The sequence below is a fragment of the Curtobacterium flaccumfaciens genome (genome assembly GCF_004361695.1).
Taxonomy (GTDB): Bacteria; Actinomycetota; Actinomycetes; order Actinomycetales; family Microbacteriaceae; genus Curtobacterium; species Curtobacterium flaccumfaciens_B.
The window spans coordinates 520,994-543,918 of the sequence record NZ_SNVW01000001.1; the positions used below are offsets into that span (position 1 = coordinate 520,994).

25 protein-coding genes and 1 pseudogene are annotated in these 22,925 nt (G+C 71.3%); 10 read left to right on the top strand and 16 right to left on the bottom strand.

Features of this window, described 5'->3' with window-relative positions; translation table 11 throughout:
- Positions 1-50: 50 nt before the first annotated feature.
- The 7 genes and pseudogenes from EDF64_RS18650 to EDF64_RS02390 form a co-directional block, all read right to left on the bottom strand.
- Positions 51-519 (bottom strand): annotated as a pseudogene (locus EDF64_RS18650) (ATP-binding cassette domain-containing protein); the annotation flags it as partial.
- 358 nt (positions 520-877) lie between these two features.
- Entirely contained in the window at positions 878-1,276 is a 399-nt protein-coding gene (locus EDF64_RS02365) for a PLD nuclease N-terminal domain-containing protein (protein WP_133518465.1), read from the bottom strand.
- A gap of 88 nt (positions 1,277-1,364) precedes the next feature.
- The gene (locus EDF64_RS02370) at positions 1,365-1,946 is read right to left on the bottom strand and encodes a hypothetical protein (protein WP_133518466.1); all 582 of its coding nucleotides are present in this window, start codon (positions 1,944-1,946) and stop codon (positions 1,365-1,367) included.
- A 34-nt stretch (positions 1,947-1,980) separates the two neighbouring features.
- Positions 1,981-2,502, bottom strand: a complete 522-nt coding sequence (locus EDF64_RS02375) for a molybdenum cofactor biosynthesis protein MoaE (protein ID WP_243736209.1) — start codon at positions 2,500-2,502, stop codon at positions 1,981-1,983.
- On the bottom strand, positions 2,499-2,969 hold the full coding sequence (locus tag EDF64_RS02380) for a molybdopterin-binding protein (RefSeq protein WP_347813174.1): 471 nt from the start codon (positions 2,967-2,969) through the stop codon (positions 2,499-2,501). Before EDF64_RS02380 ends, EDF64_RS02375 begins: the two co-directional genes overlap by 4 nt.
- 68 nt (positions 2,970-3,037) lie before the next feature.
- Positions 3,038-3,514 (bottom strand): cyclic pyranopterin monophosphate synthase MoaC, encoded by a 477-nt coding sequence (moaC, locus tag EDF64_RS02385; protein ID WP_133518467.1) that lies wholly within the window; start codon positions 3,512-3,514, stop codon positions 3,038-3,040.
- The gene (locus tag EDF64_RS02390; RefSeq protein WP_243736210.1) at positions 3,511-4,773 is read right to left on the bottom strand and encodes a molybdopterin molybdotransferase MoeA; all 1,263 of its coding nucleotides are present in this window, start codon (positions 4,771-4,773) and stop codon (positions 3,511-3,513) included. Before EDF64_RS02390 ends, moaC begins: the two co-directional genes overlap by 4 nt.
- A 119-nt stretch (positions 4,774-4,892) precedes the next feature.
- On the opposite strand from EDF64_RS02390, the gene EDF64_RS02395 reads away from it, so the two are divergent.
- The 6 genes from EDF64_RS02395 to EDF64_RS02420 all read left to right on the top strand — a co-directional run bounded on the left by EDF64_RS02395 (position 4,893) and on the right by EDF64_RS02420 (position 9,631).
- Entirely contained in the window at positions 4,893-5,795 is a 903-nt protein-coding gene (locus EDF64_RS02395; protein WP_243736211.1) for an MTAP family purine nucleoside phosphorylase, read from the top strand.
- Positions 5,792-6,862 carry an NAD-dependent epimerase/dehydratase family protein gene (locus EDF64_RS02400; protein WP_133518469.1) on the top strand — a complete coding sequence of 357 codons (1,071 nt, stop codon included), beginning with the start codon at positions 5,792-5,794 and terminating at the stop codon, positions 6,860-6,862. Before EDF64_RS02395 ends, EDF64_RS02400 begins: the two co-directional genes overlap by 4 nt.
- Before the next feature lie 322 nt (positions 6,863-7,184).
- The gene (locus EDF64_RS02405) at positions 7,185-7,970 is read left to right on the top strand and encodes a glycosyltransferase family 2 protein (protein ID WP_133518470.1); all 786 of its coding nucleotides are present in this window, start codon (positions 7,185-7,187) and stop codon (positions 7,968-7,970) included.
- The gene (locus EDF64_RS02410) at positions 7,967-8,608 is read left to right on the top strand and encodes a TIGR04282 family arsenosugar biosynthesis glycosyltransferase (RefSeq protein ID WP_133518471.1); all 642 of its coding nucleotides are present in this window, start codon (positions 7,967-7,969) and stop codon (positions 8,606-8,608) included. Before EDF64_RS02405 ends, EDF64_RS02410 begins: the two co-directional genes overlap by 4 nt.
- Positions 8,605-9,267, top strand: coding sequence for a class I SAM-dependent methyltransferase (locus tag EDF64_RS02415; protein WP_133518472.1), 663 nt, complete (start codon positions 8,605-8,607; stop codon positions 9,265-9,267). Before EDF64_RS02410 ends, EDF64_RS02415 begins: the two co-directional genes overlap by 4 nt.
- A 118-nt stretch (positions 9,268-9,385) precedes the next feature.
- Entirely contained in the window at positions 9,386-9,631 is a 246-nt protein-coding gene (locus EDF64_RS02420; protein ID WP_133518473.1) for a hypothetical protein, read from the top strand.
- 82 nt (positions 9,632-9,713) lie between these two features.
- On the opposite strand, the gene EDF64_RS02425 is transcribed toward EDF64_RS02420, so the two are convergent.
- Genes EDF64_RS02425 through EDF64_RS02445 form a run of 6 tightly spaced genes read right to left on the bottom strand, consistent with a single transcriptional unit; the run spans position 9,714 to position 14,802 of the window.
- A complete protein-coding gene (locus EDF64_RS02425) occupies positions 9,714-10,724 on the bottom strand; it encodes a contact-dependent growth inhibition system immunity protein (RefSeq protein WP_166645565.1) in 1,011 nt (336 codons plus the stop codon).
- A gap of 34 nt (positions 10,725-10,758) precedes the next feature.
- The gene (locus EDF64_RS18065; protein WP_166645566.1) at positions 10,759-11,373 is read right to left on the bottom strand and encodes a contact-dependent growth inhibition system immunity protein; all 615 of its coding nucleotides are present in this window, start codon (positions 11,371-11,373) and stop codon (positions 10,759-10,761) included.
- A 46-nt stretch (positions 11,374-11,419) separates the two neighbouring features.
- Entirely contained in the window at positions 11,420-11,770 is a 351-nt protein-coding gene (locus tag EDF64_RS02430) for a contact-dependent growth inhibition system immunity protein (RefSeq protein ID WP_133518475.1), read from the bottom strand.
- Positions 11,763-13,541, bottom strand: coding sequence for an RNase A-like domain-containing protein (locus tag EDF64_RS02435; protein ID WP_133518476.1), 1,779 nt, complete (start codon positions 13,539-13,541; stop codon positions 11,763-11,765). The genes EDF64_RS02430 and EDF64_RS02435 overlap by 8 nt, the downstream gene beginning before the upstream one ends.
- Entirely contained in the window at positions 13,538-13,900 is a 363-nt protein-coding gene (locus EDF64_RS02440; protein ID WP_133518477.1) for a DUF6507 family protein, read from the bottom strand. Before EDF64_RS02440 ends, EDF64_RS02435 begins: the two co-directional genes overlap by 4 nt.
- The gene (locus tag EDF64_RS02445; RefSeq protein WP_133518478.1) at positions 13,897-14,802 is read right to left on the bottom strand and encodes a DUF6177 family protein; all 906 of its coding nucleotides are present in this window, start codon (positions 14,800-14,802) and stop codon (positions 13,897-13,899) included. The genes EDF64_RS02440 and EDF64_RS02445 overlap by 4 nt, the downstream gene beginning before the upstream one ends.
- Positions 14,803-14,881: 79 nt before the next feature.
- Here EDF64_RS02445 and pgm point away from each other — a divergent pair, with 79 nt between their 5' ends.
- A complete protein-coding gene (pgm, locus tag EDF64_RS02450; RefSeq protein ID WP_133518479.1) occupies positions 14,882-16,501 on the top strand; it encodes a phosphoglucomutase (alpha-D-glucose-1,6-bisphosphate-dependent) in 1,620 nt (539 codons plus the stop codon).
- 13 nt (positions 16,502-16,514) lie between these two features.
- Positions 16,515-17,420: a hypothetical protein gene (locus tag EDF64_RS02455; RefSeq protein WP_133518480.1), complete on the top strand. Its 906-nt coding sequence runs from the start codon at positions 16,515-16,517 to the stop codon at positions 17,418-17,420.
- 64 nt (positions 17,421-17,484) lie between these two features.
- Here EDF64_RS02455 and EDF64_RS02460 read toward each other — a convergent pair whose 3' ends face one another.
- Complete coding sequence (locus EDF64_RS02460) at positions 17,485-18,222, bottom strand: alpha/beta hydrolase (protein ID WP_133518481.1); 738 nt, start codon at positions 18,220-18,222, stop codon at positions 17,485-17,487.
- A 138-nt stretch (positions 18,223-18,360) separates the two neighbouring features.
- Between EDF64_RS02460 and EDF64_RS02465 the strand changes: the two genes are divergently transcribed.
- Positions 18,361-20,874 (top strand): DHA2 family efflux MFS transporter permease subunit, encoded by a 2,514-nt coding sequence (locus EDF64_RS02465; protein ID WP_133518482.1) that lies wholly within the window; start codon positions 18,361-18,363, stop codon positions 20,872-20,874.
- Between the two features lie 296 nt (positions 20,875-21,170).
- On the opposite strand, the gene EDF64_RS02470 is transcribed toward EDF64_RS02465, so the two are convergent.
- Entirely contained in the window at positions 21,171-22,130 is a 960-nt protein-coding gene (locus EDF64_RS02470; protein WP_243736213.1) for a DNA-methyltransferase, read from the bottom strand.
- 76 nt (positions 22,131-22,206) lie between these two features.
- Between EDF64_RS02470 and EDF64_RS02475 the strand changes: the two genes are divergently transcribed.
- The gene (locus EDF64_RS02475) at positions 22,207-22,491 is read left to right on the top strand and encodes a GNAT family N-acetyltransferase (RefSeq protein ID WP_133518484.1); all 285 of its coding nucleotides are present in this window, start codon (positions 22,207-22,209) and stop codon (positions 22,489-22,491) included.
- A 37-nt stretch (positions 22,492-22,528) separates the two neighbouring features.
- Here EDF64_RS02475 and EDF64_RS02480 read toward each other — a convergent pair whose 3' ends face one another.
- On the bottom strand, positions 22,529-22,858 hold the full coding sequence (locus EDF64_RS02480) for a hypothetical protein (RefSeq protein ID WP_133518485.1): 330 nt from the start codon (positions 22,856-22,858) through the stop codon (positions 22,529-22,531).
- Between the last annotated feature and the right edge of the window lie 67 nt (positions 22,859-22,925).

Sequence of the window (22,925 nt, forward strand, 5' to 3'; positions counted from 1 at the left end):
CTGGGTCGACGACCACCGGCGGTTGATGTGCTCGGCGAGCCACTGGATGCCCTCGACGTCGAGGTGGTTCGTGGGCTCGTCGAGGAACAGGACGTCCCAGTCGCCGACCAGCAGCCGCGCCAGAGCCACCCGCCGACGCTGCCCGCCGGACAGCTCGTCCACGCTGACGTCCCACGGGATGTCCGACACGAGGCCGCCGATGATGTCGCGGATCTTCGGGTCGCCCGCCCACTCGTGCTCCTCGCGGTCGCCCACGACGACGCTGCCGACGAGTTCACCGGCGGGCAGGATGTCGCGCTGGTCGAGGTACCCGACCGTCAGACCACGGCGGTGCGTGACCCGGCCGCCGTCCGGTTCGAGCCGCTGGGACAGCAGGGCGAGCAGGGTCGACTTGCCGTCGCCGTTCCGTCCGACGACGCCGATGCGGTCACCCTCGTCGATGCCGAGGGTGACGCTGTCGAAGACGACCTTGGTGGGGAACTCGAGATGCAGGTTCTCGGCGCCGAGGAGATGTGCCACCCGTCAAGGGTAGGCGGCTGGGCGGGTGGGTGGGTGCGGTGGCGTGTTCGTCGGGTGCGTCGGGTGCGTCGGGTGCGTCGGGTGCGTCGGGCGGGTCGGCCGCGTCGGGTGCGTCGGGTGCGTCGGCTGCGTCGGCTGCGTCGGCTGCGTCGGCTGCGTCGGCTGCGTCGGGTGCGTCGGCTGCGTCGGAACGACAGTGTCGTCGTCGTACGACGACATCCGTGTCGCAACCCCGCGGCTGCAACCGTTGCAGACGCGCGGGGGCGACAGTGTCGCCGTCGTACGACGGCGACAGGTGTCGTTCCACGTCAGCGGCCCGCCCTGGCAACACACCCGGCAGACGGCCTGGAGGCGCGGCTCAGCTCCCCGGGGTCGGCTCGCCCTCGCCGGCTGCCTCCTTGGCACGGCGCAGTCGCGCCTGGGCCTCCCAGTACTCGATCTCGCGCTCGAGTTCGGCGAGCTCCTGCTCCGTCCCGGTGACGCGCTTGTCACCGTGGGCGGCACGGGCGTGCCCGAGGCTCGCGTACTGGTCCTCGTGGCGCCGCGGCTCGAGGTACCGGCCGTGGTTCCGGTCGCCCGCGGTCCAGTCGTGTCCGACGGCGAACCACACGATGCTGCCGACGACGGGCACCAGGATGACGAGGAACACCCATGCGACCTTCGGCAGGCCGCGCACTTGGTCGGCTCCCTTGGTCAGGATGTCGATCAGGGCGAAGACCAACAGGACGATCGAGGCCCCGTACAGCAGCACGCTCATGAGCAGCGAGTCTATGGATCGGCTCCGAGCCGCCGCTACGCCCCGAACGCGTGCCGCGGTTGCGATCCGGCAACGGTCTGCTGCGCGATCACACAGGTGCTCGGTCGAGGTACCGACGGGCGAGCGCGACGTCGCGGAGCGCGATCACCATCGGTACGGCCCACAGCGTCGCGACCACCGTGTACAGCGGCCAGAAGGTCACTCCGGACACGGCGATGCCGGTGAAGAGCAGGAGCTGCCCGGCAGAGGACGGGATCACGAGGCCGCCGGCGATCTGCAGCGCGAATGCACGGACGACGTCGACGCGGTCCTCCGGCGCCTGGTCGCGCCCGCGGATCACCCGCTGGACGGCGGACCGCTCTCGGGGGGACAGGTGCTTCGTCACGGGGGCCAGCTCGGGGTGCTGCGATCGCGCACGAGCGGTGCGGACGACGTCCGTGAGGACGAGTGCGAGCCCGACGACCATGCCGACGATCCCGGTCACCCAGCGGCCCGTCGACCCGGGCGCGAAGGTGAGCGCCGTCCCGACGAGTGCGACCACGGCGACCGCCACCGCGCCGGCGATCAGCGGGAGCGAGCGACGGCGTGGAGCAGGGTGCTCGAGCACCAGGCGCGCCTGGTGCTCGGCGAGCGCCCATCGCCACTCGGCCTGCGCTGCGGTGTCGGTCATCGTGTCCGACTCAACCACACTGCATGAGGATCCGTCAGAGGGCTGCGACCCACTCGTCCGTGCCGTCCGAGAAGCGCTGGTGCTTCCAGATCGGCACGCGCTCCTTGACGAGGTCGACCAGCGCGCCGCACGCCGCGAAGGCCTCGGCCCGGTGCGGCGACGACACGGCTGCGGCGAGCGCGACGTCCCCGATGCCGAGCGCTCCGACGCGGTGCAGCACGGCGATGCGGACCTCGGGGTGCGCTTCGGCGATCTCGCGGGCGACCTCGGCGATGACCGTGCCGGCGCTCGGGTGCCGCTCGTAGTCGAGGGCGTTCACACCCTTGCCGCCGTCGTGGTCGCGGACGACCCCGGCGAAGGTCACCACCGCGCCGTCCTGTTCCGTTGCGACGACGGCCGAGACCTCGTCGACGGTGATCGAACGGTCGACGACGTCGGCGAGGACGACACGGTCACCGGCTCCGGCTGGCCCGGCTGACGCGGCCCCGGCTGCCCCGGTCGCCCCGGTGTCCCCGGGCCCGCCGGCCGCCCCGACCATCCCGGCTCCCCCGGTCACGATGCGCTCCGCGGGGCGTGTCCCTCGCCGTGCACCTGGGCGAGCACGTGGTCGAGCAGCCCGTCGAGCACGTCCAGTCCGTCGGCGACACCGCCACGCGACCCCGGGAGGGTGACGAGCAACGCGCCGCCACCGGTGATCCCCGCGATGCCCCGGCTCAGGAGTGCGGTCGGCCCGGCTCCGGCGAGCCCGCGCCGACGGATCTCCTCGGTGATGCCCGGCAGCTCGAGGTCGATGAGCGGCGCGACGGCCTCGGGCGTGCGGTCGGTCGGGGTGACCCCGGTTCCGCCGGTGGTCAGGACGACGCGCGCATCACCGAGGAGCTCGGCCGAGACCGTCTCGGCGATCGGCCCGCCGTCGGCGACGACGACCGGGTCGCCGACCGTGAAGCCGCGGTCGCGCAGCCAGGCGGCGATGACGGGTCCGGTGCGGTCGAGGGTGGGATCGGCGGACGCTTGGGTGGACACGACCACGATCCCCGCCCGTCCCCTGGTCGGCTGCGAGGGCGCCGGTTGCTGGGCCATCGGTTGCTGGGTCATCGGTTGCTCCAGTCCCCGGAGCGTCCGCCGTGCTTCTCGAGCACCCGGACGTCCGTGATCGATGCCGTGCGGTCGACGGCCTTCACCATGTCGTAGACGGTCAGTGCGGCGACGCTCGCGCCGGTGAGGGCCTCCATCTCGACGCCGGTCCGCGAGGTCGTGCGCACCGACACCTCGATGACGACCCGGTCCCCGTCACCGGCGATGTCGACCTCGACGCCGGCGATCGGCAGCGGGTGGCAGAGCGGGATGAGGTCGGAGGTCTTCTTGACCGCCATGATCGCGGCGACGCGGGCGGTGCCGATCACCTCGCCCTTGGGCAGGGAGCCGTCGAGGATGCGCGTGACCACGTCCGGCCGGGTGACGAGGGTCGCCGTGGCGGTGGCCGACCGGGCGGTGACGTCCTTCTCGGAGACGTCCACCATGTGGGCGCTGCCGTCCGCTCGGACGTGGGAGAGCTGCGGTTCGGTCATCGGATGGTCCAGACGGTCAACGGGTCTCCGGGTTCGACGGTGTCGGTGCCGACCGGCACGTGCACGAGGTGCGTGGCGGCGGCGTAGTGGGCGAGGAGGTGGGAGCTCGGACCGCCGACGAAGTGCACGCGGCCGTCCTGGACCCGACCGCGACGGACCTGGTGCTTGCCGGCGGGCGAGGTCGCGGCGTCGGCGGCGGGCAGCACCTGGACGGCACGGTCGTCGGCGACCCACGAGTCCGCCGCGAGGACCGGACGGAGGAACACCTCGAACGAGACGAGGGCGGAGACCGGGTTGCCGGGGAACGAGACCACGGGCACCGGGCGTCCGGCGATCATCACCGTGCCGAAGGCCTGTGGCCCACCGGGCTGCATCGCGACCGGGGTCACGGCGAGCCCGCGCGGCTCGAGTGCCTGACGCACGACCTCGTACGCGCCGGCACTGATGCCGCCCGTCGTGAGCACCAGGTCCGCCCAGTCCCCGACCGCGTCGTCGAGGGCCGCGAGGAACGCCTGTTCATCGTCCGGCACCCGCACGGTCCGGGACTCGACCCCGACCTCGGCGAGCGCCGCCCGCAACGCGATGCCGTTCGCGTCGCCGATCATCGCGGAGGTGCCGGCATCCCCGGACTCACCCCGCAGTGCTGCGTCAGCCCGGAGCTCCGACCCGGTCGACACCACCAGGACCCGGAGCGGACGAACGACCTCGACCGAGGCGACCCCCGCGGACGCGAGCGCCCCGAGGAGCGCCGGCGTCACCGGGGCCCCGACGGGTGCGAGCTCGGCTCCCTGCGGCAGATCGGTGCCGGTGCCACGGACGAACGTGCCGGCCGCGAGGTCGTCCTGCACGGGCACCTCGGTGAGTTCGAGTGCTGCGGGGAACGAGCCCGGCGCCGTCTGCTCCACCGGGAACACCGCGTCGGCACCGGCCGGGATCCGCGCGCCGGTCATGATCGGAGCGGCCGCGCCGACGTCGAGCGGCGGCGGGACCACCCCGGCGGGGATCGGCGCGACGACCCGCACGACGCGACCAGCGTCGGCGGCACGGACGGCGAAGCCGTCCATCTGGCTGTTGTCGAACGGCGGGAGAGGAACCGGTGCGACGACGGCCCGTCCGAGCACCCGGTGGCCTCGTCCGGCCGCGGCCCGGGTCGCGAGGTCGTCGATGCCCCGTGCCTCCAGGTCGGACGCGCGTCTGCCGGACAGGACCGGCGCGACGAGCGCGGCGATCTCGTCGCGGTGCTGACCGATCGTTCGCACGGGGGCCTCCGAACAGGTGGGAAGTGTGCTCGCTCCCGGTTCGTACCGGGGCGGTCTCAGTAGCGTAACCAGCGCGCAGAACGCGCCGACGACCATTCGGAGGACCTGTGGAGAACGACGTGACCACGACCGGAGCTGTGGACGAGACCGTGGCCATCGGGGTGATCGGCGGTTCCGGCCTCTACGAGCTGTTCGAACCCGGCACCGCGGACGAGGTCGACGTCGACACCCCGTTCGGCGCCACGTCGAGCCCGATCAGCATCGGCACCATGGCCGGCAAGCGGGTCGCGTTCCTCACCCGGCACGGCCGCGAGCACTCCGTCGCCCCGCATCGCATCAACCACCGCGCGAACCTGTGGGCGCTGCGGTCGCTCGGGGTGCGCGCCGTGGTGTCGTCGAGCGCCGTGGGCGGCCTGCACCCGGACTACGCGCCGGGGACGTTCGTCGTCACCGACCAGCTCATCGACCGGACCTGGGGCCGCGCCGACACCTTCTTCGAGGACGCCGTCCAGCACCTGTCCTTCGCCGACCCGTTCGACCCCGTCCTGCGCCGAGTGACCGTCGCGGCGATCGAGCAGCTCGACGTGCCGTTCCGGCCGACCGGTACGTGCGTGGTGATCCAGGGCCCGCGGTTCTCCACCCGCGCCGAGTCGTTGTGGATGCGCCAGGCCGGCGGCCACACCATCAACATGACGATGACGCCCGAGGTGCCGCTCGCGGCCGAACTCGGGATCGGCACCGTGAACCTGTCGTTCGTGACCGACGCCGACGCCGGGCTGGCCCCGACCGAGGAAGAGGCCGCCGACTCCGGCGAAGCCCCCGTCACCCACGGGATGGTGATGGAACGGCTGGCCCGCGCCAACGAGGTCATCGTCCGCGCCATCGGCTCGATCGTCGCCGCGATCCCCGACGACTACACGCCGCGCGAACTCGTGCCGGCAGCGGCGAGCGCCAGCGTGACCGCCGCACCCGCCGCCGCGCCCGCGACTGCCGCCACGCCCGCCACCGTGGCGACCGCATGACCCGCCTGCTCGTCACCGGCGGCGCCGGGTTCATCGGCTCCGCGATCGTCCGCCGCGCCCGAGCCGAGGGCCTCGAGGTCCGCGTGATCGACTCGCTCCGCGACGACGTGCACGGCGATCCCGCCGAGATCGTCCTCGCCCACCAGCAGCAGGGCATCGAGTTCGTGCACGGAGACGTCCGCGACCGGGTCGCCCTCGACGCGGCCCTCGACGGTGTCGACGTCGTCTGCCACCAGGCCGCCAAGGTGGGCCTCGGGGTCGACTTCCAGGATGCTCCCGACTACGTCTCCTCGAACGACGCGGGCACCGCGCACGTGCTCGCCGGGATGGACCGGCACGGCATCGGCCGCCTGGTCGTCGCGAGCTCGATGGTCGTCTACGGCGAGGGCGCGTACACGACCGCTGCGGGCGAGCCCGTCCGGCCGCCGGCCCGTCGCCGCGAGGACCTCGACGCCGGCCGTTTCGACCCGATCGGCGCGGACGGGCAGCCGCTCGTGCCCGGGCTGATCGACGAGTCCGCGTCGCTCGACCCGCGCAACGTCTACGCGCAGACCAAGGTCGCGCAGGAGCACCTCGCGTCGAGCTGGGCCCGGGCGACCGGCGGCCGAGCCGTCGCGCTCCGGTACCACAACGTCTACGGCCCGGGGATGCCCGCGAACACCCCCTACGCCGGTGTCGCCTCCCTGTTCCGCTCGGCTCTGGCCCGCGGCGAGGCCCCGCGCGTGTTCGAGGACGGCCGCCAGCGACGCGACTTCGTGCACGTCGAGGACGTCGCGGGGGCGAACGCCGCGTCCATCGCCGCGACCGCCGACCTGCCGTCCGAGTCCTTCCGCGCGTACAACGTCGGCTCCGGCGTCGTGCACACGATCGGCGAGATGGCCGCGGCGATCGCCGGACCCGACGGTCCGCAGCCGGTCGTCACCGGCGAGTACCGGCTCGGCGACGTCCGGCACGTCACGGCGTCGTCGGACCGGATCGCGGCGGAGCTGGGCTGGCGTGCCGAGGTCGACTTCGAGCGCGGGATGCGCGAGTTCGCGACGGCCCCGCTGCGCGCTGCGGTGCAGTAGCGGCGCGGCACCGGACCGGACCACCTGTCGGACGGGAGGCGCGTGGCGAGTCGACCCGCGCCTCCCGTCCGGCAGGCGCCCCGGTCGGCGGGCCGGCCGTGCCCGACCCCGCCACCCACTTCCTGTCCCCCGATCAGGGGGAACCACGCGCGCCGAGTGCGCAGAACGACCAGCGGGGGACGCCGATCCTGTACCCCGGAGCGGCGCGACGTGTTGGCTCGGAGGCATGGAACGACAGCCGGCCGACGACGAGACCGACCGCTCCCCCGGCGCGACGCGCGCGGAACGGCCCGACACCAGTCGTTCCGCCCGAGGGCACCGAATGGCAGACATGAACGTCGACGTCATCCTCCCCTGTCTCGACGAGGCCGATGCCCTCCCCGAGGTCCTCGGCCGCCTGCCCACCGGCTACCGCGCGATCGTCGTCGACAACGGCTCGACCGACGGCTCCGCCGACGTCGCCCGTGCACACGGCGCACTCGTCGTCACCGAACCCGTCAAGGGGTTCGGCTCCGCATGCGCCGCCGGTGTCGCCGCCGCGACCGCCGAGTACGTCGCCTTCTGCGACGCCGACGCCTCGATGGACCCCGCCGAACTCGTCCCGCTGGTCGCACGCGTCGCGACCGGCCACACCGACCTCGCACTCGGCCGCCGCGTCCCCACCACGCCCGGAGCATGGGCACCGCACGCCCGCTTCGCGAACCGCGTGCTGGCCGTCCTCATGCACCGTGCGACCGGGTACAAGCTGCGCGACCTCGGGCCGATGCGGGTGATGCGCCGTGAGGACCTGGTCGCCCTCGACCTCCGCGACCGCCGCAGCGGCTACCCGCTCGAGATGGTCCTCGCCGCCCACGCGGCGGGCTGGCGCGTCGACGAGTCCGACATCGGGTACGCGCAGCGCATCGGCGACAGCAAGGTCACCGGCACGCTCCGCGGCACGATCAACGCCGTCAAGGACATGTCCCGCCTGCTCCGCACCCACCGCCGAGCAGCGCAGACCGAGCGTCGGGAGGCACGGGGCCGCGTCGTCGCACCGGCCTCCGTCCGGCACACGGCCGGGTCCACCCCGGAGATGGCCGCCTCCACGACGGAAGGTGCGCGCTCATGAGCATCGACGACGCCGGCATCACCGTCGCGGTGGTCGCGAAGGAGTGCCTGCCCGGCAAGGTGAAGACCCGGCTGACGCCGGCACTCACCCCCGAGGGAGCCGCCCGTGTCGCCGCCGCGAGCCTCGCGGACACCCTCGCGACCGTCCGCGCCCTGCCTGCCGCACGCCGCGTCCTGTTCTTCGACGGCACCGTCCTGCCCGAGGGGGCGGACGGCTTCGACGTCATCCACCAGACCACCGGCGGGCTCGACGAACGCCTCGGTGCCCTGTTCGACGCCGTGGACGGCCCGACACTGCTGGTCGGGATGGACACGCCGCAGTGCAGCGCCGCCGACGTCGCCCCGGTGTTCGAGGACCCGTCGCGCGACGCGTGGTTCGGTCCCGCCGAGGACGGCGGCTTCTGGTCGCTGTACCTCCGCGAGCCGAACGGCGCGCACCTCCGGGGCGTCCCGATGTCGCAGGACGACACCGGAGCCGTGCAGCTCGCACGCCTGACCGACGCCGGCCTCGACGTCGGCACCCTCGGGGTCCTGCTCGACGTCGACACCGTGCCCGATGCCGAGCGCGTCGCAGCCCTCGTGCCGGACTCCCGGTTCGCCGGGGCCCTGCGCGCCGAGACGGTGGGGAGCCTCCGATGACCATGCACGCACCCGTCTCGTTCGGTGCCGGCGGCGGCGAGCCCTACGCCCGTGCACTCCGCACCGACGGCCGGATCCGCCTGACCGACCCCGAGCGCCCCGACGCCGAGGTCACGCTCGACGTCGGTCGCTGGAGTGCCGCGGCCGACCGGGTCGACCGGTCGCTCCTCGACGGTGCCGACGGCCCCGTGATCGACATCGGCTGCGGACCGGGTCGGATGCTCGTCGCCGCACGGACGCTCGGGATCCCGGCGCTCGGCGTCGACGTCTCCGCCGAGGCCGTTGCGATCGCCCGACGCTCCGGCGGCACCGCGCTGCAGGGGTCGGTGTTCGAACCGATCCCCGACGAGGGCCACTGGGACACTGCGCTCGTGATCGACGGGAACATCGGCATCGGCGGCGACCCCACGGCGCTGCTCGCCCGGTGCCGCGAGATCGTGCGCGAGGGCGGCCGTGTCATCGTCGAGACGCACGTCGAGCGCCAAGCCGACCGCACCTTCACCGCCCGCGTCGTGGACGCCGACGGCCACCAGAGCGCCGGGTTCCCCTGGGCCGAGGTCGGGGTCGACGCGCTGCTCGAGCACGCCGAGCGCGCCGGGCTGACCGCGCGTCAGAGCTGGACGGCCAGCGGCCGGACGTTCTGTGAGCTGCTCGCCTGAGCCTTCCTTCTTTTGCGTGATGCAAAAGTAGAAGGTAGGCTGGGTGTCATCAAGCCGACGGCGTCGCGGTCGCCGGCCCGGTGACCGACGGCCCTCGGCACGACGACGAGGAGCACCCATGCAGAACCGTCAGAACCCCCTGGGCGGCGCCTACGTGACCGGCCTCGAAGCCCGCGACGAGCTCGGCGGCTACGCCGTCACCGCAGCCTGGCGTCCGATCGGCACCTACACCGGGACCGGCATCGGCCGTGCGCTCGGCCGGTTCGTCGACACGCAGTTCCGGCGCCCCGGCACCGCGACGTCCTCGACGCGCACCGTGACCGGTTCGCTCCGCACGGCGACCGGATCGTTCCGCACCGCCTGAGGCAGCTGCCTCCCCAGACCGCGAGCGGTCGTCCACCCGGGGTCTCCCCCTTTCACTCCGGGCTGGACGGCCGCTCGCTTCGTCAGTGCCGGACCTCGCCGGGTCGGTCGAACCGCACTCCGCTGCGATCGCTGTCCTGCGCGTTCCACACGAGCAGCAGGAACGGCCCGACGACCGGCGCGAGTTGCACGAGCATCGACCAGCCGCTCCGTCCCGTGTCGTGGAGGCGTCGCACTTGCAGCGTGATGTTCGGGATGGCGGTGACTGCGATCCAGACGAGGAGGCCGATCATGACCGGCGGGCGTATCTCGTACGGAACGGCGCTGAACAGGCCGCACAGCATCACGCAGACCAGACCCCAGAGGAATCGCGCCCACCAGAACTCCCCACGGCTCGCCCGGCCGTCGACCGACACCGCGTTGACCACGAACCGCTTGACAGCGACCACGGGGTCCGCCCCGCGGATCGGCCTCGAGTCCCGCACCCATCCGGCCTCGCCGACGACCGCCGATGGCACCGGGGCGAGAGCGACCGCGTCACGCTCGAGGTTTCGCAGGACCCACTCGAGCCACGACCGATCCGTGGAGTTGTCGTCAGCCGGGTCGTAGTTGCAGTCGAGGGCCACGAGGCGGGCCGCTATCGCCTCGTCATCGAGCTCGAGCACCGCACGGATGTCGATCGCCAGAGCCTCGACCTCCGTCAGCCGCGCATGCGCGGAGAAGTGCGCCATCGCCTCGATCGGCGACAGGTCGCCGTCCGTCCACGTCCGGTTGAAGTACGCCCCCACGAAGTCATCGAGCGCCGGGAACTGCGCGCCTGCACCGACGTCGAGTGAGGGGTACACCGCCCGCACGGTGTGCTGCCACGGATCCCCGGTGCTCGCCTTCAGGATCACGCGAACCGTGTCGAGGTCGATCTCCTCCCCCAACGGCGTGCCGACGCCGACAGCACCGCGACGCTCGGGTCGGTAGGTCAGCCGGAGCGGCTTCAGCATGCCGCGGTTCGACCAGGCGTCGAACCGTGCTTGTTCGGTGTGGATCGCAGCGCGCGCCAACGACCGAACAGTCGAGTCGTCGACGGTGAACCGTGCCACGCCGGTCCGTAGCTGCCGCGTCCCTGTCACGCCATCAGACACTGTCGTTCTCACTCTCGGCCGCGGAGAGGTGACGCAGTAGCCGCTCACCGACGCTCCGCAACCACCGCCGGTCATCGAGGCCGTCCTCCGCTGGGACGTAGTTGCAGTCGAGTTCGACGAGACGACCAGCGAGGGAGGCTTCATCGGGAAGGATCGCGTCGAGGTCGCGGACGTCGTCCAGGAGCGTGCGCAATGCCCCCTCGGACCCAACTGTGACGTGATCCTCCAGCGCCTGCTCGGCTGAGTACGGCTCCTCCGCCCAGTCCTGGTGGAAGTACGAGCCCACGAATGCGTCGAAGCCGTGGAAGTTCTGCGCGGTGATGCTCGCGACAGCGGGGTACGCGGTGAACACGGTGTAGCCCGACGGATTGTCGGACGCTCGCGTCAGCACGACTCGCACGCCTTCCAGGTCCTGGGGTTCCGCGAAGGGATTGCCGCGACCAGTGACACCACCCGGCACCGCGTAGATCCGCAGCGGCCGGACGGCCCCTGCAGCCACCCATCGACGAATGCGCTCGTGATTGAAGTCGAGTGCGTACGCCACGGCTTCGTTCGCGCGTTCAACGCTCGGAAAGTAGGACTCCCCAGTCCGGACCTCGTGGCCCATCACCCTTCCCAGCTATCTCGGCGCAGCGCCCAGCTGATGGATTGTGTCATCGCGCATCTCCTTCTTTGATCGCGCAGTTCTTGTCAACGCGATCCCGCAGCTCAACCATCCACGCGCGCGCAGACTTGCCGAGGTCCACCTTCGGCGAAAGCCCAGAGCCGACGAACTTGAAGAATTCGTCCGCGTCGCCTTCGGTCGGCAGAGCATTCAACAAGTAGTCCAGTTCGTCTCGGTACTGCTCGTTCTCCGAGTACGACGCACTGTCGAGGTCATGAACCAGGACAGACTCGACATCCGGCCAATCCAGCTCCCAGTCGTAGTTGAACTCCGCAGCGAGGAGTGATTTGAATTCAGGCGCACGGCCCGCGACCTCCCTGAGGAAATCATGCCTATCCACCCAATGCCTCCCTGGGGTAAGTTGTGACGACGGAATACGGCGGATTGCCGTCCCGGTCGAACTTTAGAACGACACGCACCACAGACGCATTGCGCATGGGCGGAGTTCCGTCCGGGTCGAAGTAACGACCGACCACTGTGTCAGCAGGCCAATCAAATTCCTGAGTTGGCCTGGATTCGATCTTCAGCCGTTTGGACTCGATCCACTCGTCGATCTTGGCGTGGTTGAAGTCCAGCGTCGACGCGACGAGCTTGTCAACCTCCTTGACCGGCAAGGCGTACGCGCTGTTCTCCTTCAACCCTTTGAAACGGTCTCGCACGAAGTCGTCTAGCGCCTGCCCCGAGAGCACCATGGGCGGGACGTGTCGCTCGATCGCGTGCCCGCCGTGAGCTTCGGAGTACTGGAGCCCACCCCGCTCGGTGAACGGAGCCGACTCAACGCCGTGCTCGATTGCATCGACGTCGTGGAGACGATGGAAGTCCGGATGCTCTCGCCCGAACCGATCGAGCTCATCGCGGAAGAAGTTCGCGAACGCGTCGTCTCCGACGCCGAGCCCCGGAGAGTACCCGCTCGTCTGCGTCCACTTCGCGTACTCGCGATCGACGAGGTCCGCGAGCGCGTTCACGTTCGACTCTGACGCCCCGCCCTTCATCCAGGCGCGGACGTCTGCTTCCACCCCGCGCAGGCCGAGCTTCCCGAGCCCGGAAGCGAGCTCTTCCGCACGACCAGCTCGCCCGGCCCATCCCTCCGGCCCGAGGAAGCTCGTTCCCACCGCCGACGCCGCCGCTCCGGCCGCAATGCCGGGGTTCTCCCTCGCGTCCTTCCACCAGTCCTGAGCGGCGTCACCCATCGCACCGAGTGTCTGCCCGGACTCGCCCTTGGGGTTCAACGCGGCATCGAGCCACGACATCGGGTTCACCAGCAGACTGAACGCCACGGCGCCGTCGGCCGCACCCTTCCACGCCGAGCCGAGGTTGCCCCAGCTCCAGTCCCCGCTGTTGTCCCAGCCGCCGAGGTGCGTGAGACCCAGGATCGTCGTCAGGATGTCGTCCTTGAGGCCGTCCTCGAACTGTTCCGCCCAGGACTTCCCCTTCGCCGTTCCCACGCGAGACCAGGGGAGGTCGACCCCCCGCTCGTTGAGGTCGCTCTCGGAGCGCGCTCTGTACGCCTTCTTCACGCTGGCGCCCGCGGCACGCTTGATCGCGAGCGCGCACTCGGCTTGGGCGGCTTGCAGCAGTGCCACCTGTTCGTTGATCTGCCGGACGAGCTCGTTGTTCTGCAACAGCGCGCCGGAGTCGTCGTACCACGGAACGGTCTCCGTCTCGCCGTCGTACTTCCCCGGGTCGTAGGCGTCCCATTCGGCGGCGGACTTCGGGATGGGGACCTGCTTCGCCCGGGTGACGCCGTCCTTGACGTCGGCGACGAACGCCTTCGCCTCCTTCCGCAGGACGTCCAGCTGCTTCTTCGGACCAGCTGCCGTGCTCGCGTAGGTCTCCAGCGCCGCGGCCACCTTGCGGGCGATCCCGCCGATCGTGTGGACGTCCTCGGTCACCGGGTCCATCAGTGCGAACACCCGGTCGGACTCCGGCGCTTCGTACACTCCGGACAGCTTCTGCCACTTCGCCGGCAGGTCGTCGGCGACGGTCTTCATCGAGGTGCCGCCGGTCTTGATGCTGTCGGCGCCGGTGGAGACCGCGACCAGGTCGAGATCGGCCCCGGGGATCCCGGCCGGGTTGACGAGACCGTGATCGCCGTACGCGACGCCGCTCACCGCTGGCGCTCCGCTGCCTGGACGAAGAACGAGACGTCGTGGGTGTCCGCCGCGGTCACGCCGGCACGCTGGGCGTTCGCGGCCATGTCCAGGTCGCCCGCTTTGTAGGCGTCGACCGCGTTCGTGACACCCTGCACCCCGCCGATGAGGCGGTAGGTCACCTGGTCCACGTCGTCCTGGGTCTTCGTCAGGAACGCGCCCAGCGCTTCGTTCACCACGTCGCCCGCACCCCCGGCGACCTCGGCGACCCCGCCCTGCACGGACTGCAGCGCGCTGGCGGTGCCGTTCACCGATCCACTGACGTCGTGCAGCACGGTCTGGACCCCAGCCAGGTCGATCTTCCACCCTTGCGCACTCATCGTTCTCCCCCCGTCCGCGTGCCATCGTCGCGGTTCCGTCGGTGCGGCAGCAAGTCCTCGGGATGCATCGCATCTGCTCGGAGATCGCCGAGCCGCCGACCGAGTCCGGCAGCGGCGGCCCACCGCTCGCGTTCGGTGCCGTGGAACCAGATCACGAGGCCGGGTGCGTGCGCCGGACCGACCAGATGTCCGCCGAGCTCGCGTCGGCGCTCGAGCAGACCGCGGGCGCGCGCCACGCGCGCACCGGAGAAGACCCCGAGCGGCGCTGGCGGCCCCGCGATCGCCGTGTCCACGACCCCGTCGGCCCGGCCACGGCTGGTGGAGAACAGGGCCGACTGTGGATGGCGACCGAGCATGACGGACTGGAGGCCCGCCTCCAGTCCGTCACGCACCCCACGGAACCCGTCGGCGCGGTCGAGAGCCGCCGGTACGGCGACCGTGCAGCGGAGCGTCTCGAAGACGGTGCGCGGGCCGCGCTCCACGGTCAGCACACCGCCGACCACCGCTCCGTGGGTACCGGTGACCACGAAGGTGGCCGCCCGCGGCGACCGACGCTCCGCCATGGCCGTCATCCGCGTCGGCTCGAGCGGTGGCAGCCCCTCGGCGAGAGAGAAGGCGACGTCGAGGTCGAGCGCCCGTGCGAGGAACCGCGCCGGGGTCGTGCCGAGCGTGATCCCGGATCGCGCGGCGTGCTCGATCGTGAGGTCGACGTGCAGTCGATCGCCGACCGGGCCGCGCGCGGCATCGTCGAGGCACTCGGGCTTCCAGCGGAACCCGTGCTGCGCGAGCAGGTGCAGCGCCGCCCAGGAGATCTCGGCACCGGCCGCGGTGTGCAGCGTCGCTGCGTCGCCGGCCTGCACGGCGGCGAGCAGCGCCGCGTCCGCGCGGATCGTCTCCCCCATGCAGCCGACCCTACCGCTGTTCGCCAACATGTCGGATACGGCGAGAACGCCCGAGGGACCGGGGTGCCAGGATGGACCCATGAACGACCGCGCCGGCACCCCCGCGACCGCAGACGACCTCGTCGACCTCGACGCCCTCATCGCCGCCTACCACGAGCGCGTCCCGGACGTGTCCGTGCCGGAGCAGAAGGTCGTGTTCGGCACGTCGGGTCACCGCGGCTCGTCGCTCGACTCCGCGTTCAACGACACCCACATCGCGGCCATCACGCAGGCGATCGTCGAGTACCGGCAGACGCAGGGCACCGACGGCCCGCTGTTCATCGGCCGCGACACGCACGCACTGTCCGGGCCGGCGGAGCGCACCGCGCTCGAGGTCCTGGCTGCGAACGGCGTGCACGTCCTCGCCGACAGCGAGAACGGCTACGTGCCGACGCCCGCGCTGAGCCACGCGATCATCGCCTACAACCGTGCGGGCCACTCCGACACCGCGGACGGCATCGTGATCACGCCGAGCCACAACCCGCCCCGCGACGGCGGCTTCAAGTACAACCCGCCGCACGGTGGCCCCGCGGACAGCGACGCGACGTCGTGGATCGCCGACCGGGCGAACGCCATCATCGAGGGCGGCAACGCCGCGGTGCTGCGCACCGAGCAGGCCACCCCGGACCGGTACGACTTCCTCGGCGCGTACGTCGCTGACCTCGAGAACATCATCGACATCGACGCGATCAAGCGTGCGGGCGTGAAGATCGGTGCCGACCCGCTGGGCGGTGCGTCTCTGCCGTACTGGAACCGCATCCGCGACCACTACGGTCTCGACCTGACGGTCGTGAACCCCGACGTCGACCCGACGTGGTCGTTCATGACGCTCGACTGGGACGGCAAGATCCGGATGGACCCGTCGAGCCCGAGCGCGATGGCCTCCGTGGTCGCCCGGAAGGACGAGTTCGACGTCCTGACCGGCAACGACGCGGACTCCGACCGGCACGGCATCGTGACGCCCGACGGCGGCCTGATGAACCCGAACCACTACCTCGCCGTGGCGATCGAGTACCTGTACGCGCACCGTCCGGCCTGGCGCGACGACGCCGCGATCGGCAAGACCCTGGTGTCGTCGAGCATCATCGACAAGGTCGCCGAGTCGCTCGGCCGCCGCCTGTGGGAGGTCCCGGTCGGCTTCAAGTGGTTCGTGCCGGGCCTCATCGACGGTTCGGTCGCGTTCGGCGGCGAAGAATCGGCGGGGGCGTCGTTCCTGCGCAAGGACGGCACCGCATGGACGACCGACAAGGACGGCATCATCCTGGCGCTCCTGGCGTCGGAGATCATCGCGGTGACGGGCAAGACCCCGTCGCAGCTGTACGACGAGCTCACGGAGCGCTTCGGCGACCCGGTCTACCAGCGGGTCGACGCCGCCGCGAGCAAGGACCAGAAGGCCCGGCTCGGCAAGCTCGACGGCGACGCGATCACGGCGGAGACCCTGGCGGGCGACCCGATCACGGCGAAGCTGTCGAAGGCCCCGGGCAACGACGCTGCGGTCGGCGGCGTGAAGGTCGTCACCGACAAGGCGTGGTTCGCGGCCCGTCCGTCCGGTACCGAGGACGTCTACAAGATCTACGCCGAGAGCTTCGTCGGGCAGGAGCACCTCGAACAGGTGCAGCGTGAAGCCAAGGAGATCGTGGACGCCGCCCTCGGCGCCTGACACCCGCACGCGCATGGGGTGGTTCGGACGGAAGAAGCCCGACGAGGCGGCACCGAGCCTCGTCGTGCTCGCCCAGCGCGCCCTCGCCGAGCGTGGGATGGAGACGACGGTCGAGGGCCCGGCGGGTGACCTCGGCGAGGCACGCCTGATCGCCACCGACGGCCGGGTGTTCCTGCTCGAGAACCTCGCGTCGCAGGTCCGCGGCGAGACCCCGGCGGCGCAGGCCGACATCGTCGCCGAGCACTTCGACCGGATGATCCAGGCGTACAGCGAGCCGCCGGTCGAGGACCTCGGCCCGGACGAGCTCCGCGAACGCATCCGGCTCCGGGTGCTCGCCGACGACGGCGCCGTGCCGTCCGACCCCACCGACCTCTCCTACGCGCGACCGTTCGCTCCCGGGCTGGTGCTCGGGCTGTGCGTCGACTACCCGACGATGGTCACCACGATCTCGTCCCCGTCACTCGACCGGTTGTCGCTCGGCGTCGACGAGCTCTTCGCGATCGGACAGCTCAACACCGACTCCGAGCCGGTCGACGAGCACACCGAACTCGCGCCGGGCGTCTTCGTGGTCGAGGGCGAGTCGCTCTTCGTGGCGTCGAAGGCCGTCAACCTGCCCGCCGTGTTCGGATCGGCGCCGTTCGGCACGGTGTTCGCGATCCCGCACCGCCACCTCCTGCTCGCCGCTCCGCTCCGTGACGCCGACAGCATCAGCGCGGTGCAGACCCTCGCCGGCATGCTCATGCAGGTCCTCACGAACACCGAGCGCGGGCTGCCGGGCGGTCCGTTGTCCCCGCTGCTGTTCTTCTCGCGGAACGGTCGGGTCAGCGCGGTCTCCGGCTTCGACGACGAGACCGGCGCGATGCGCATCGAGGTCGACGAGCGGTTCCAGCAGGCGCTGGAAGAGGCCGCAGCGGCCTGACGGACGCACCCTGCGCCTCCAGTCCGACAGGTGGTCCGGACCGGGCCTGGAGGCGCGACCCACCTCAGTCGGTCAGCACCCGCTGGTACCGCAGCCAGTCCTCGCAGAGCCGCGTCCACTGCGACGTGTGCGGCTCGCGCACGGCGGTGCCGAGGCCGTGTCGGCCGTGCGGGAAGACGTGCACCTCGACCTCGACCTCGTTCCGGACGAGGGCGTCCGCATAGGCGAGTGTGTTCGTCGCCCGGACGATCCGGTCGTCGGCGGTCGTCCACACGAACGTCGGGGACGTCCGGGCGTCCACGCGGGTCTCCATCGAGAGCGCACGGCGCTCCCGCCAGCTCGGCGCGTCCCCGAGCAGGCCGACGACGGGTCGCGGCCGGGTCGGCGTCTCCATGCTGATCACCGGGTACGCCAGGACGCAGAACGCGGGTCGGTCGAGCGCGGGGTCGTCGATGCCGTTCGCGAGCGACGCGGCCAGGTGCCCGCCGGCGCTCGAGCCGACGACGCCGATGCGCTCCGTGTCCACCGTGACGCCCGACCCCGGCGCGCCGGCACGCAGCCAGTCGAACACCCGCCGGGTCGCGTCGATCGGCGCCGGGTGCAGCGGCCCGTCCAGGTCCGGTGTCCGCAGCGGGTACCGGAACAGGAAGGCGTGCACGCCGATGCCGGCGAACCAGTCCGCCACCGGTTCCGAGCTCGCCCGCCCGTGCTCCTCGTACCCGCCACCCGGCAGGACGATGACGGCCGGTCGTGAACCCGGCAGCACGGCCGGGCGTACTGTGACGGCGTCGGGCGTGCTCATGAAGGCGACCCTACTGACCAGCTGCCACCGCGGACGCCGGGGCTGCCGATCCACTCAGGAACCCGCTCCGAGGTGAACGTCCCCGTTGCGGCAGATGTAACTTTGCAGCGAGCGCAAAGTTTTCGGGAGACCCTGCACATGACCCAGACCGCGACCGCACCCGCGGCACCGACGACCTCGTCGAACGCCGTGATGAACCACCGGCAGATCCTGCTGGTGATCTACGGCCTGATGGCCGGCATGTTCCTCGGCGCACTCGACCAGACGATCGTCGGCACCGCGATCCGCACCATCGGCGACGACCTGCACGGGCTCGACCAGCAGGCGTGGGTGACGACGGGCTACCTCATCGCCTCGACGATCACCACGCCGATCTACGGCAAGCTGTCCGACATCTTCGGCCGGCGCCCGCTGTTCCTCACCGCGATCGGCATCTTCATCGTCGGCTCGTTCGCGGCATCGTTCTCGACGTCGATGCTCATGCTCGCCGGGTTCCGTGCGCTGCAGGGCCTCGGCGCGGGTGGCCTGATGTCCCTGCCGCTGGCGATCATGGGCGACATGCTCGCTCCCCGCGAGCGGGCGAAGTACCAGGGGTACTTCCTCGCCGTGTTCGGCATCTCGAGCGTCATCGGCCCGCTCGTCGGCGGCGTCTTCGCCGGCTCGGGCGAGCTGCTCTTCATCTCCGGCTGGCGCTGGGTCTTCCTGATCAACGTGCCGATCGGCATCATCGCGCTGTTCATGGTGCTGACGTTCCTGCACCTGCCGAAGTTCGGGAACCGCGGGAAGCCCCGCATCGACTGGTGGGGCGCGACCCTCGTCATCGTCACGCTCGTCCCGCTGCTCCTCATCGCCGAGCAGGGTCGCGAGTGGGGCTGGGACTCCGCGGCGGCCTTCGCCTGCTACGGCATCGGTGCGGCCGGGCTCGTGGCGTTCATCCTCGTCGAGCGCGCCATGAAGGACGACGCGATCCTGCCGCTGAAGCTGTTCGGCTCGCGGGTGTTCTCGATGTCGGCGGTGCTGTCCGTCCTGGTCGGCTTCGGCATGTTCGGCGCGATGCTGACCATCCCGCTGTACCTGCAGATCGTGAAGGGCGTCACGCCGACCGAGTCCGGCTTCGCGATGCTGCCGATGGTGCTCGGTCTGATGATCTCCTCGATCGCGTCCGGGCAGATCATCTCGAGGACCGGCAACTACCAGGTCTTCCCGATCACCGGCACGGCCTTCACGGCCATCGGCTTCACCGTGCTCACCTTCCTCACCGCCGACCGGCCGCTGTGGTTCCTCATGCTCGGCATGTTCGGCATCGGCCTCGGGCTCGGGCAGCTCATGCAGACCCTGACCCTGGCGGCGCAGAACTCCGTCAGCCCGCGGGACATCGGCGTCGCGACCAGTGCGGCCACCTTCTTCCGCCAGATCGGCGGCACCATGGGCACCGCCGTGCTGCTCTCGGTGCTGTTCACCCTGATGCCGACGAACATCACCACGGCGATGCAGAACGAGAGCGACCTCAAGCCCGCGCTCAACGCCGCCCTCACCCCCTCGGTCGCGAACGCCGCCGACAACAAGGGCGTGATGGACCAGATCTGGAACAAGATCGTCGACCCGGTGAAGCAGAACGTGCAGGACGGCCTCAACAAGGGCGCCGTGCAGGCCAAGGAAGCAGCCGACGCCGCCGTGACGAAGCAGGTCACCGCCGCCGTGCAGCAGCAGGTCGCCGCCGGACAGGTCCCCGCTGCCTCGGCCGACGCGGTCATCGCGGAGCAGGTCGCCGCGGCGAAGCCGGCCGCCGAGCAGCAGGCGCTCGAGACCGCGGCGTCGAAGGCGAACGCCGAGGTGGTCGACGGCACGCTGCAGGTCGACTACTCGAACGCCGACCAGCGGTCGAACGTCGTCGACGAGGTCGCTCCGACGCTCGTCAAGCAGCTCAAGAGCGGTGACTCGAGCGCGAACTCGTCGTCCAGCTCCGCGACGAGCGACACCTCGTTCCTCAACGGCGCCGACAAGCGTCTGACCCGTCCGTTCCTCGTCGGGTTCAGCGACTCCGCGGTCGTCGTCTACTGGGTCGGCCTCGCGGTGATCCTGCTCGCGTTCGTCCTCACGTGGTTCTTCCGGGTGCCGCCGCTCCGCAAGGTCTCGGCCCTGCAGGAGCAGGCGAACGCCGCCAAGGACGACGCCGACCGGCTATCCGTCGACGCCCAGCGGGCCGCCGCGGACACCGGGTCGCTCGTCTCGCCCGACACCGGGTCCATGGCGGTCGTGCCGACCTCGCCGGACGTCCCGTCGCAGCCCCGGTCCGCCGGTTCCGCGGTCGGGTCGGGTCAGCCTGGAGGCACGGCCTCCTCCGCCACGTCGGCACCGTCCCACGCGTCCCCCGCTCCGGCGACCGGCCCTGCCGACACGGCACCGGCCGACACGGCACCGGCCGACGCCACGCGTGCGCCACTGCCGAACGCGACCACGCACGGCGCGCACTCCGCCGCCGCCCCGGTCGATGAGCCACCCACCACCACCGGTGCCATCCGGACCCGGGCTGCCCACGCCGCTGCGACGCTCGTCGACGCGACCGCGGAACCGACCGCAGCGGACGCGGCGGACCCGAGCCGCGCCTCCCGGCCGGACGAGCACGCGCACGGCCGCCACTCGGCCGAGTAGCCGACCGACTGCCGGGCCCGCCCGTCCGCGCCCGCCAGTCGGGCGCCCGCCAGTCGGGACCTTCCGACTCGGAACGACGAGGTCGCTGTCGTACGACAGCGACCTCGTCGTCGCTGCGCGCCTGCAACTGTTGCCGCCGCGGGGGAACGACGTGCTCGATGTCGTACGACGTCGGCGCTGTCGCTCGTTGCGCACGCGCGTCCGCGCGTCCGCGCGTCTCGGAGCGCACCCGACCGCGTCGGAGCGCCCGTTCGTGAGGCCGGTCGAGCGCGTCCGCGCGCGTCGACCCGCCCGCGTCAGCCCGTGGAGGCGGCGGACGGTCCCACGATCTCGAACGACGCACCGGGCAGCCGACGACGCATGACGTCGACCGCGACCGGGTTGTCGTCGACCAGCACGAACCGTCGGCCGAGCGCCCGGGCGACCGCACCCGTCGTGCCGCTGCCGGCGAAGAAGTCGAGGACCCAGTCCCCCTCGCGCGACGACGCCTGCACGATCCTCCGCAGCACGCCCTCGGGCTTCTGCGTCGGGTAGCCGGTCTTCTCCTTGCCGGTCGGCGACACGATCGTGTGCCACCAGACATCGGTCGGCAGCTTGCCGCGCTCCCGCTTCTCGGGGGTGACGAGGCCGGGTGCCATGTACGGCTCACGGTCGACGGCCGCGGAGTCGAACCAGTACCGCGCCGGATCCTTCACGTAGGCCAGGATCGTGTCGTGCTTCGTCGGCCAGCGGGAGCGGGACTTCGCGCCGAAGTCGTACGCCCAGACGATCTCGTTGAGGAACGCGTCACGGCCGAATAGCGCGTCGAGCAGGACCTTGGCGTAGTGCGCCTCGCGGTAGTCGAGGTGCAGGTACAGGGTGCCGTCGTCGGCGAGGAGTCGCCAGGCCTCGAGCAGCCGCGGCTCGAGGAACGACCAGTAGTCGTCGAACCGGTCGTCGAAGCGCATGAGGTCGCCGCGGATCCGCTCGTACGTGCGCCCGCGGAAGCCGGTGACGCGGGTCTCGGGGCGGGCGCGCGGGGGTGCTGCGGGCTCGGGCGCCATGCCGCCGGACGCCGCGACCGCCGTGTCGGACGTCACGACCGCCGTGTCGGACGTCGCGACCGCCGCGCTCGCGTGGCGCCGCTGGTACCGGCCGGTGTTGAACGGCGGGTCGAGGTAGACGAGCGTGAAGGAGCCGTCCGCCAGGGTCGGCAGGACATCGAGGTTGTCCCCGAGGACCACCCGGTCCGGACCGCGATCGTCTCCGCTCTGCACGGCTCCATTGTGGTCCAGGACAGCAGGGGCGCCGGTCCACAGCGTGCGGTGCGGCAGCCGGGGTATCTTCGCCGCCATGGCAGCACCCGAGGTCCGCAACGACACCGACAAGCAGCAGTACTCCCTCGTCGAGGACGGCGAGGTCATCGGCTTCGCCGCGTACGAAGTCGACGGCGACGAGATCCGCTTCGTGCACACCGAGGTCGACCCGGCGCACCGTGGCGGCGGCCACGCGTCGATCCTGGTCGAGCACGCGCTCGACGACGTCCGATCCGGATCGCTCCGCGTCGTGCCGCAGTGCAGCTACGTCAAGGCGTGGATCGAGAAGCACCCGGACTACCAGGAGCTCACGACCCGCTGACCCGATCCGCTGAGCCGATCCGGCCCGTCGCCGCAGCTCAGTAGCTGCGGTCGTGCGTGCCGGCGCGGGCCTCGTGCCGCCCGGCGCTCCGCACCGCCGGCACCTTGATGAGCACGCTGCCGCTGAGCAGGTCGTGGTCGTCGTCCGCCGGTGTCGGCGCTTCTCTCGGGAGGCGCGACTGCCGCTCGTACTCCGCCTGCGTCTCGTGACGGGTCGGCGCGAAGACCTCGTCCATCATCGAGATCACGCCGCCGGATCCGCCGCTGCGTGTGGCCTTGTTCGACAGGTCGATCCACCCCACGCGATCGGCGACCCACATCACGACGGCCGCGGCGGCCACCGCCCCCAGGAGGATCAACCAGTTCACGCTGACGAGGCTACGTGGGCTGTCGGAGGCCGACATCAGCCGCGCGGGGGATCCTCGCGATCCACAG

Excerpts from the sequence above, each read along its gene's own strand:
- EDF64_RS02475 (WP_133518484.1), top strand. The coding sequence starts at position 22,207 with ATGGCAGCACCCGAGGTCCGCAACGACACCGACAAGCAGCAGTACTCC.
- EDF64_RS02420 (WP_133518473.1), top strand. The coding sequence starts at position 9,386 with ATGCAGAACCGTCAGAACCCCCTGGGCGGCGCCTACGTGACCGGCCTC.
- EDF64_RS02415 (WP_133518472.1), top strand. The coding sequence starts at position 8,605 with ATGACCATGCACGCACCCGTCTCGTTCGGTGCCGGCGGCGGCGAGCCC.
- moaC (WP_133518467.1), bottom strand. The coding sequence starts at position 3,514 with ATGACCGAACCGCAGCTCTCCCACGTCCGAGCGGACGGCAGCGCCCAC.
- EDF64_RS02445 (WP_133518478.1), bottom strand. The coding sequence starts at position 14,802 with ATGGGGGAGACGATCCGCGCGGACGCGGCGCTGCTCGCCGCCGTGCAG.
- EDF64_RS02405 (WP_133518470.1), top strand. The coding sequence starts at position 7,185 with ATGGCAGACATGAACGTCGACGTCATCCTCCCCTGTCTCGACGAGGCC.
- EDF64_RS02440 (WP_133518477.1), bottom strand. The coding sequence starts at position 13,900 with ATGAGTGCGCAAGGGTGGAAGATCGACCTGGCTGGGGTCCAGACCGTG.
- EDF64_RS02400 (WP_133518469.1), top strand. The coding sequence starts at position 5,792 with ATGACCCGCCTGCTCGTCACCGGCGGCGCCGGGTTCATCGGCTCCGCG.
- EDF64_RS02465 (WP_133518482.1), top strand. The coding sequence starts at position 18,361 with ATGACCCAGACCGCGACCGCACCCGCGGCACCGACGACCTCGTCGAAC.
- EDF64_RS02410 (WP_133518471.1), top strand. The coding sequence starts at position 7,967 with ATGAGCATCGACGACGCCGGCATCACCGTCGCGGTGGTCGCGAAGGAG.
- EDF64_RS02460 (WP_133518481.1), bottom strand. The coding sequence starts at position 18,222 with ATGAGCACGCCCGACGCCGTCACAGTACGCCCGGCCGTGCTGCCGGGT.
- EDF64_RS02370 (WP_133518466.1), bottom strand. The coding sequence starts at position 1,946 with ATGACCGACACCGCAGCGCAGGCCGAGTGGCGATGGGCGCTCGCCGAG.
- EDF64_RS02455 (WP_133518480.1), top strand. The coding sequence starts at position 16,515 with ATGGGGTGGTTCGGACGGAAGAAGCCCGACGAGGCGGCACCGAGCCTC.
- EDF64_RS02365 (WP_133518465.1), bottom strand. The coding sequence starts at position 1,276 with ATGAGCGTGCTGCTGTACGGGGCCTCGATCGTCCTGTTGGTCTTCGCC.
- EDF64_RS18065 (WP_166645566.1), bottom strand. The coding sequence starts at position 11,373 with ATGGGCCACGAGGTCCGGACTGGGGAGTCCTACTTTCCGAGCGTTGAA.
- pgm (WP_133518479.1), top strand. The coding sequence starts at position 14,882 with ATGAACGACCGCGCCGGCACCCCCGCGACCGCAGACGACCTCGTCGAC.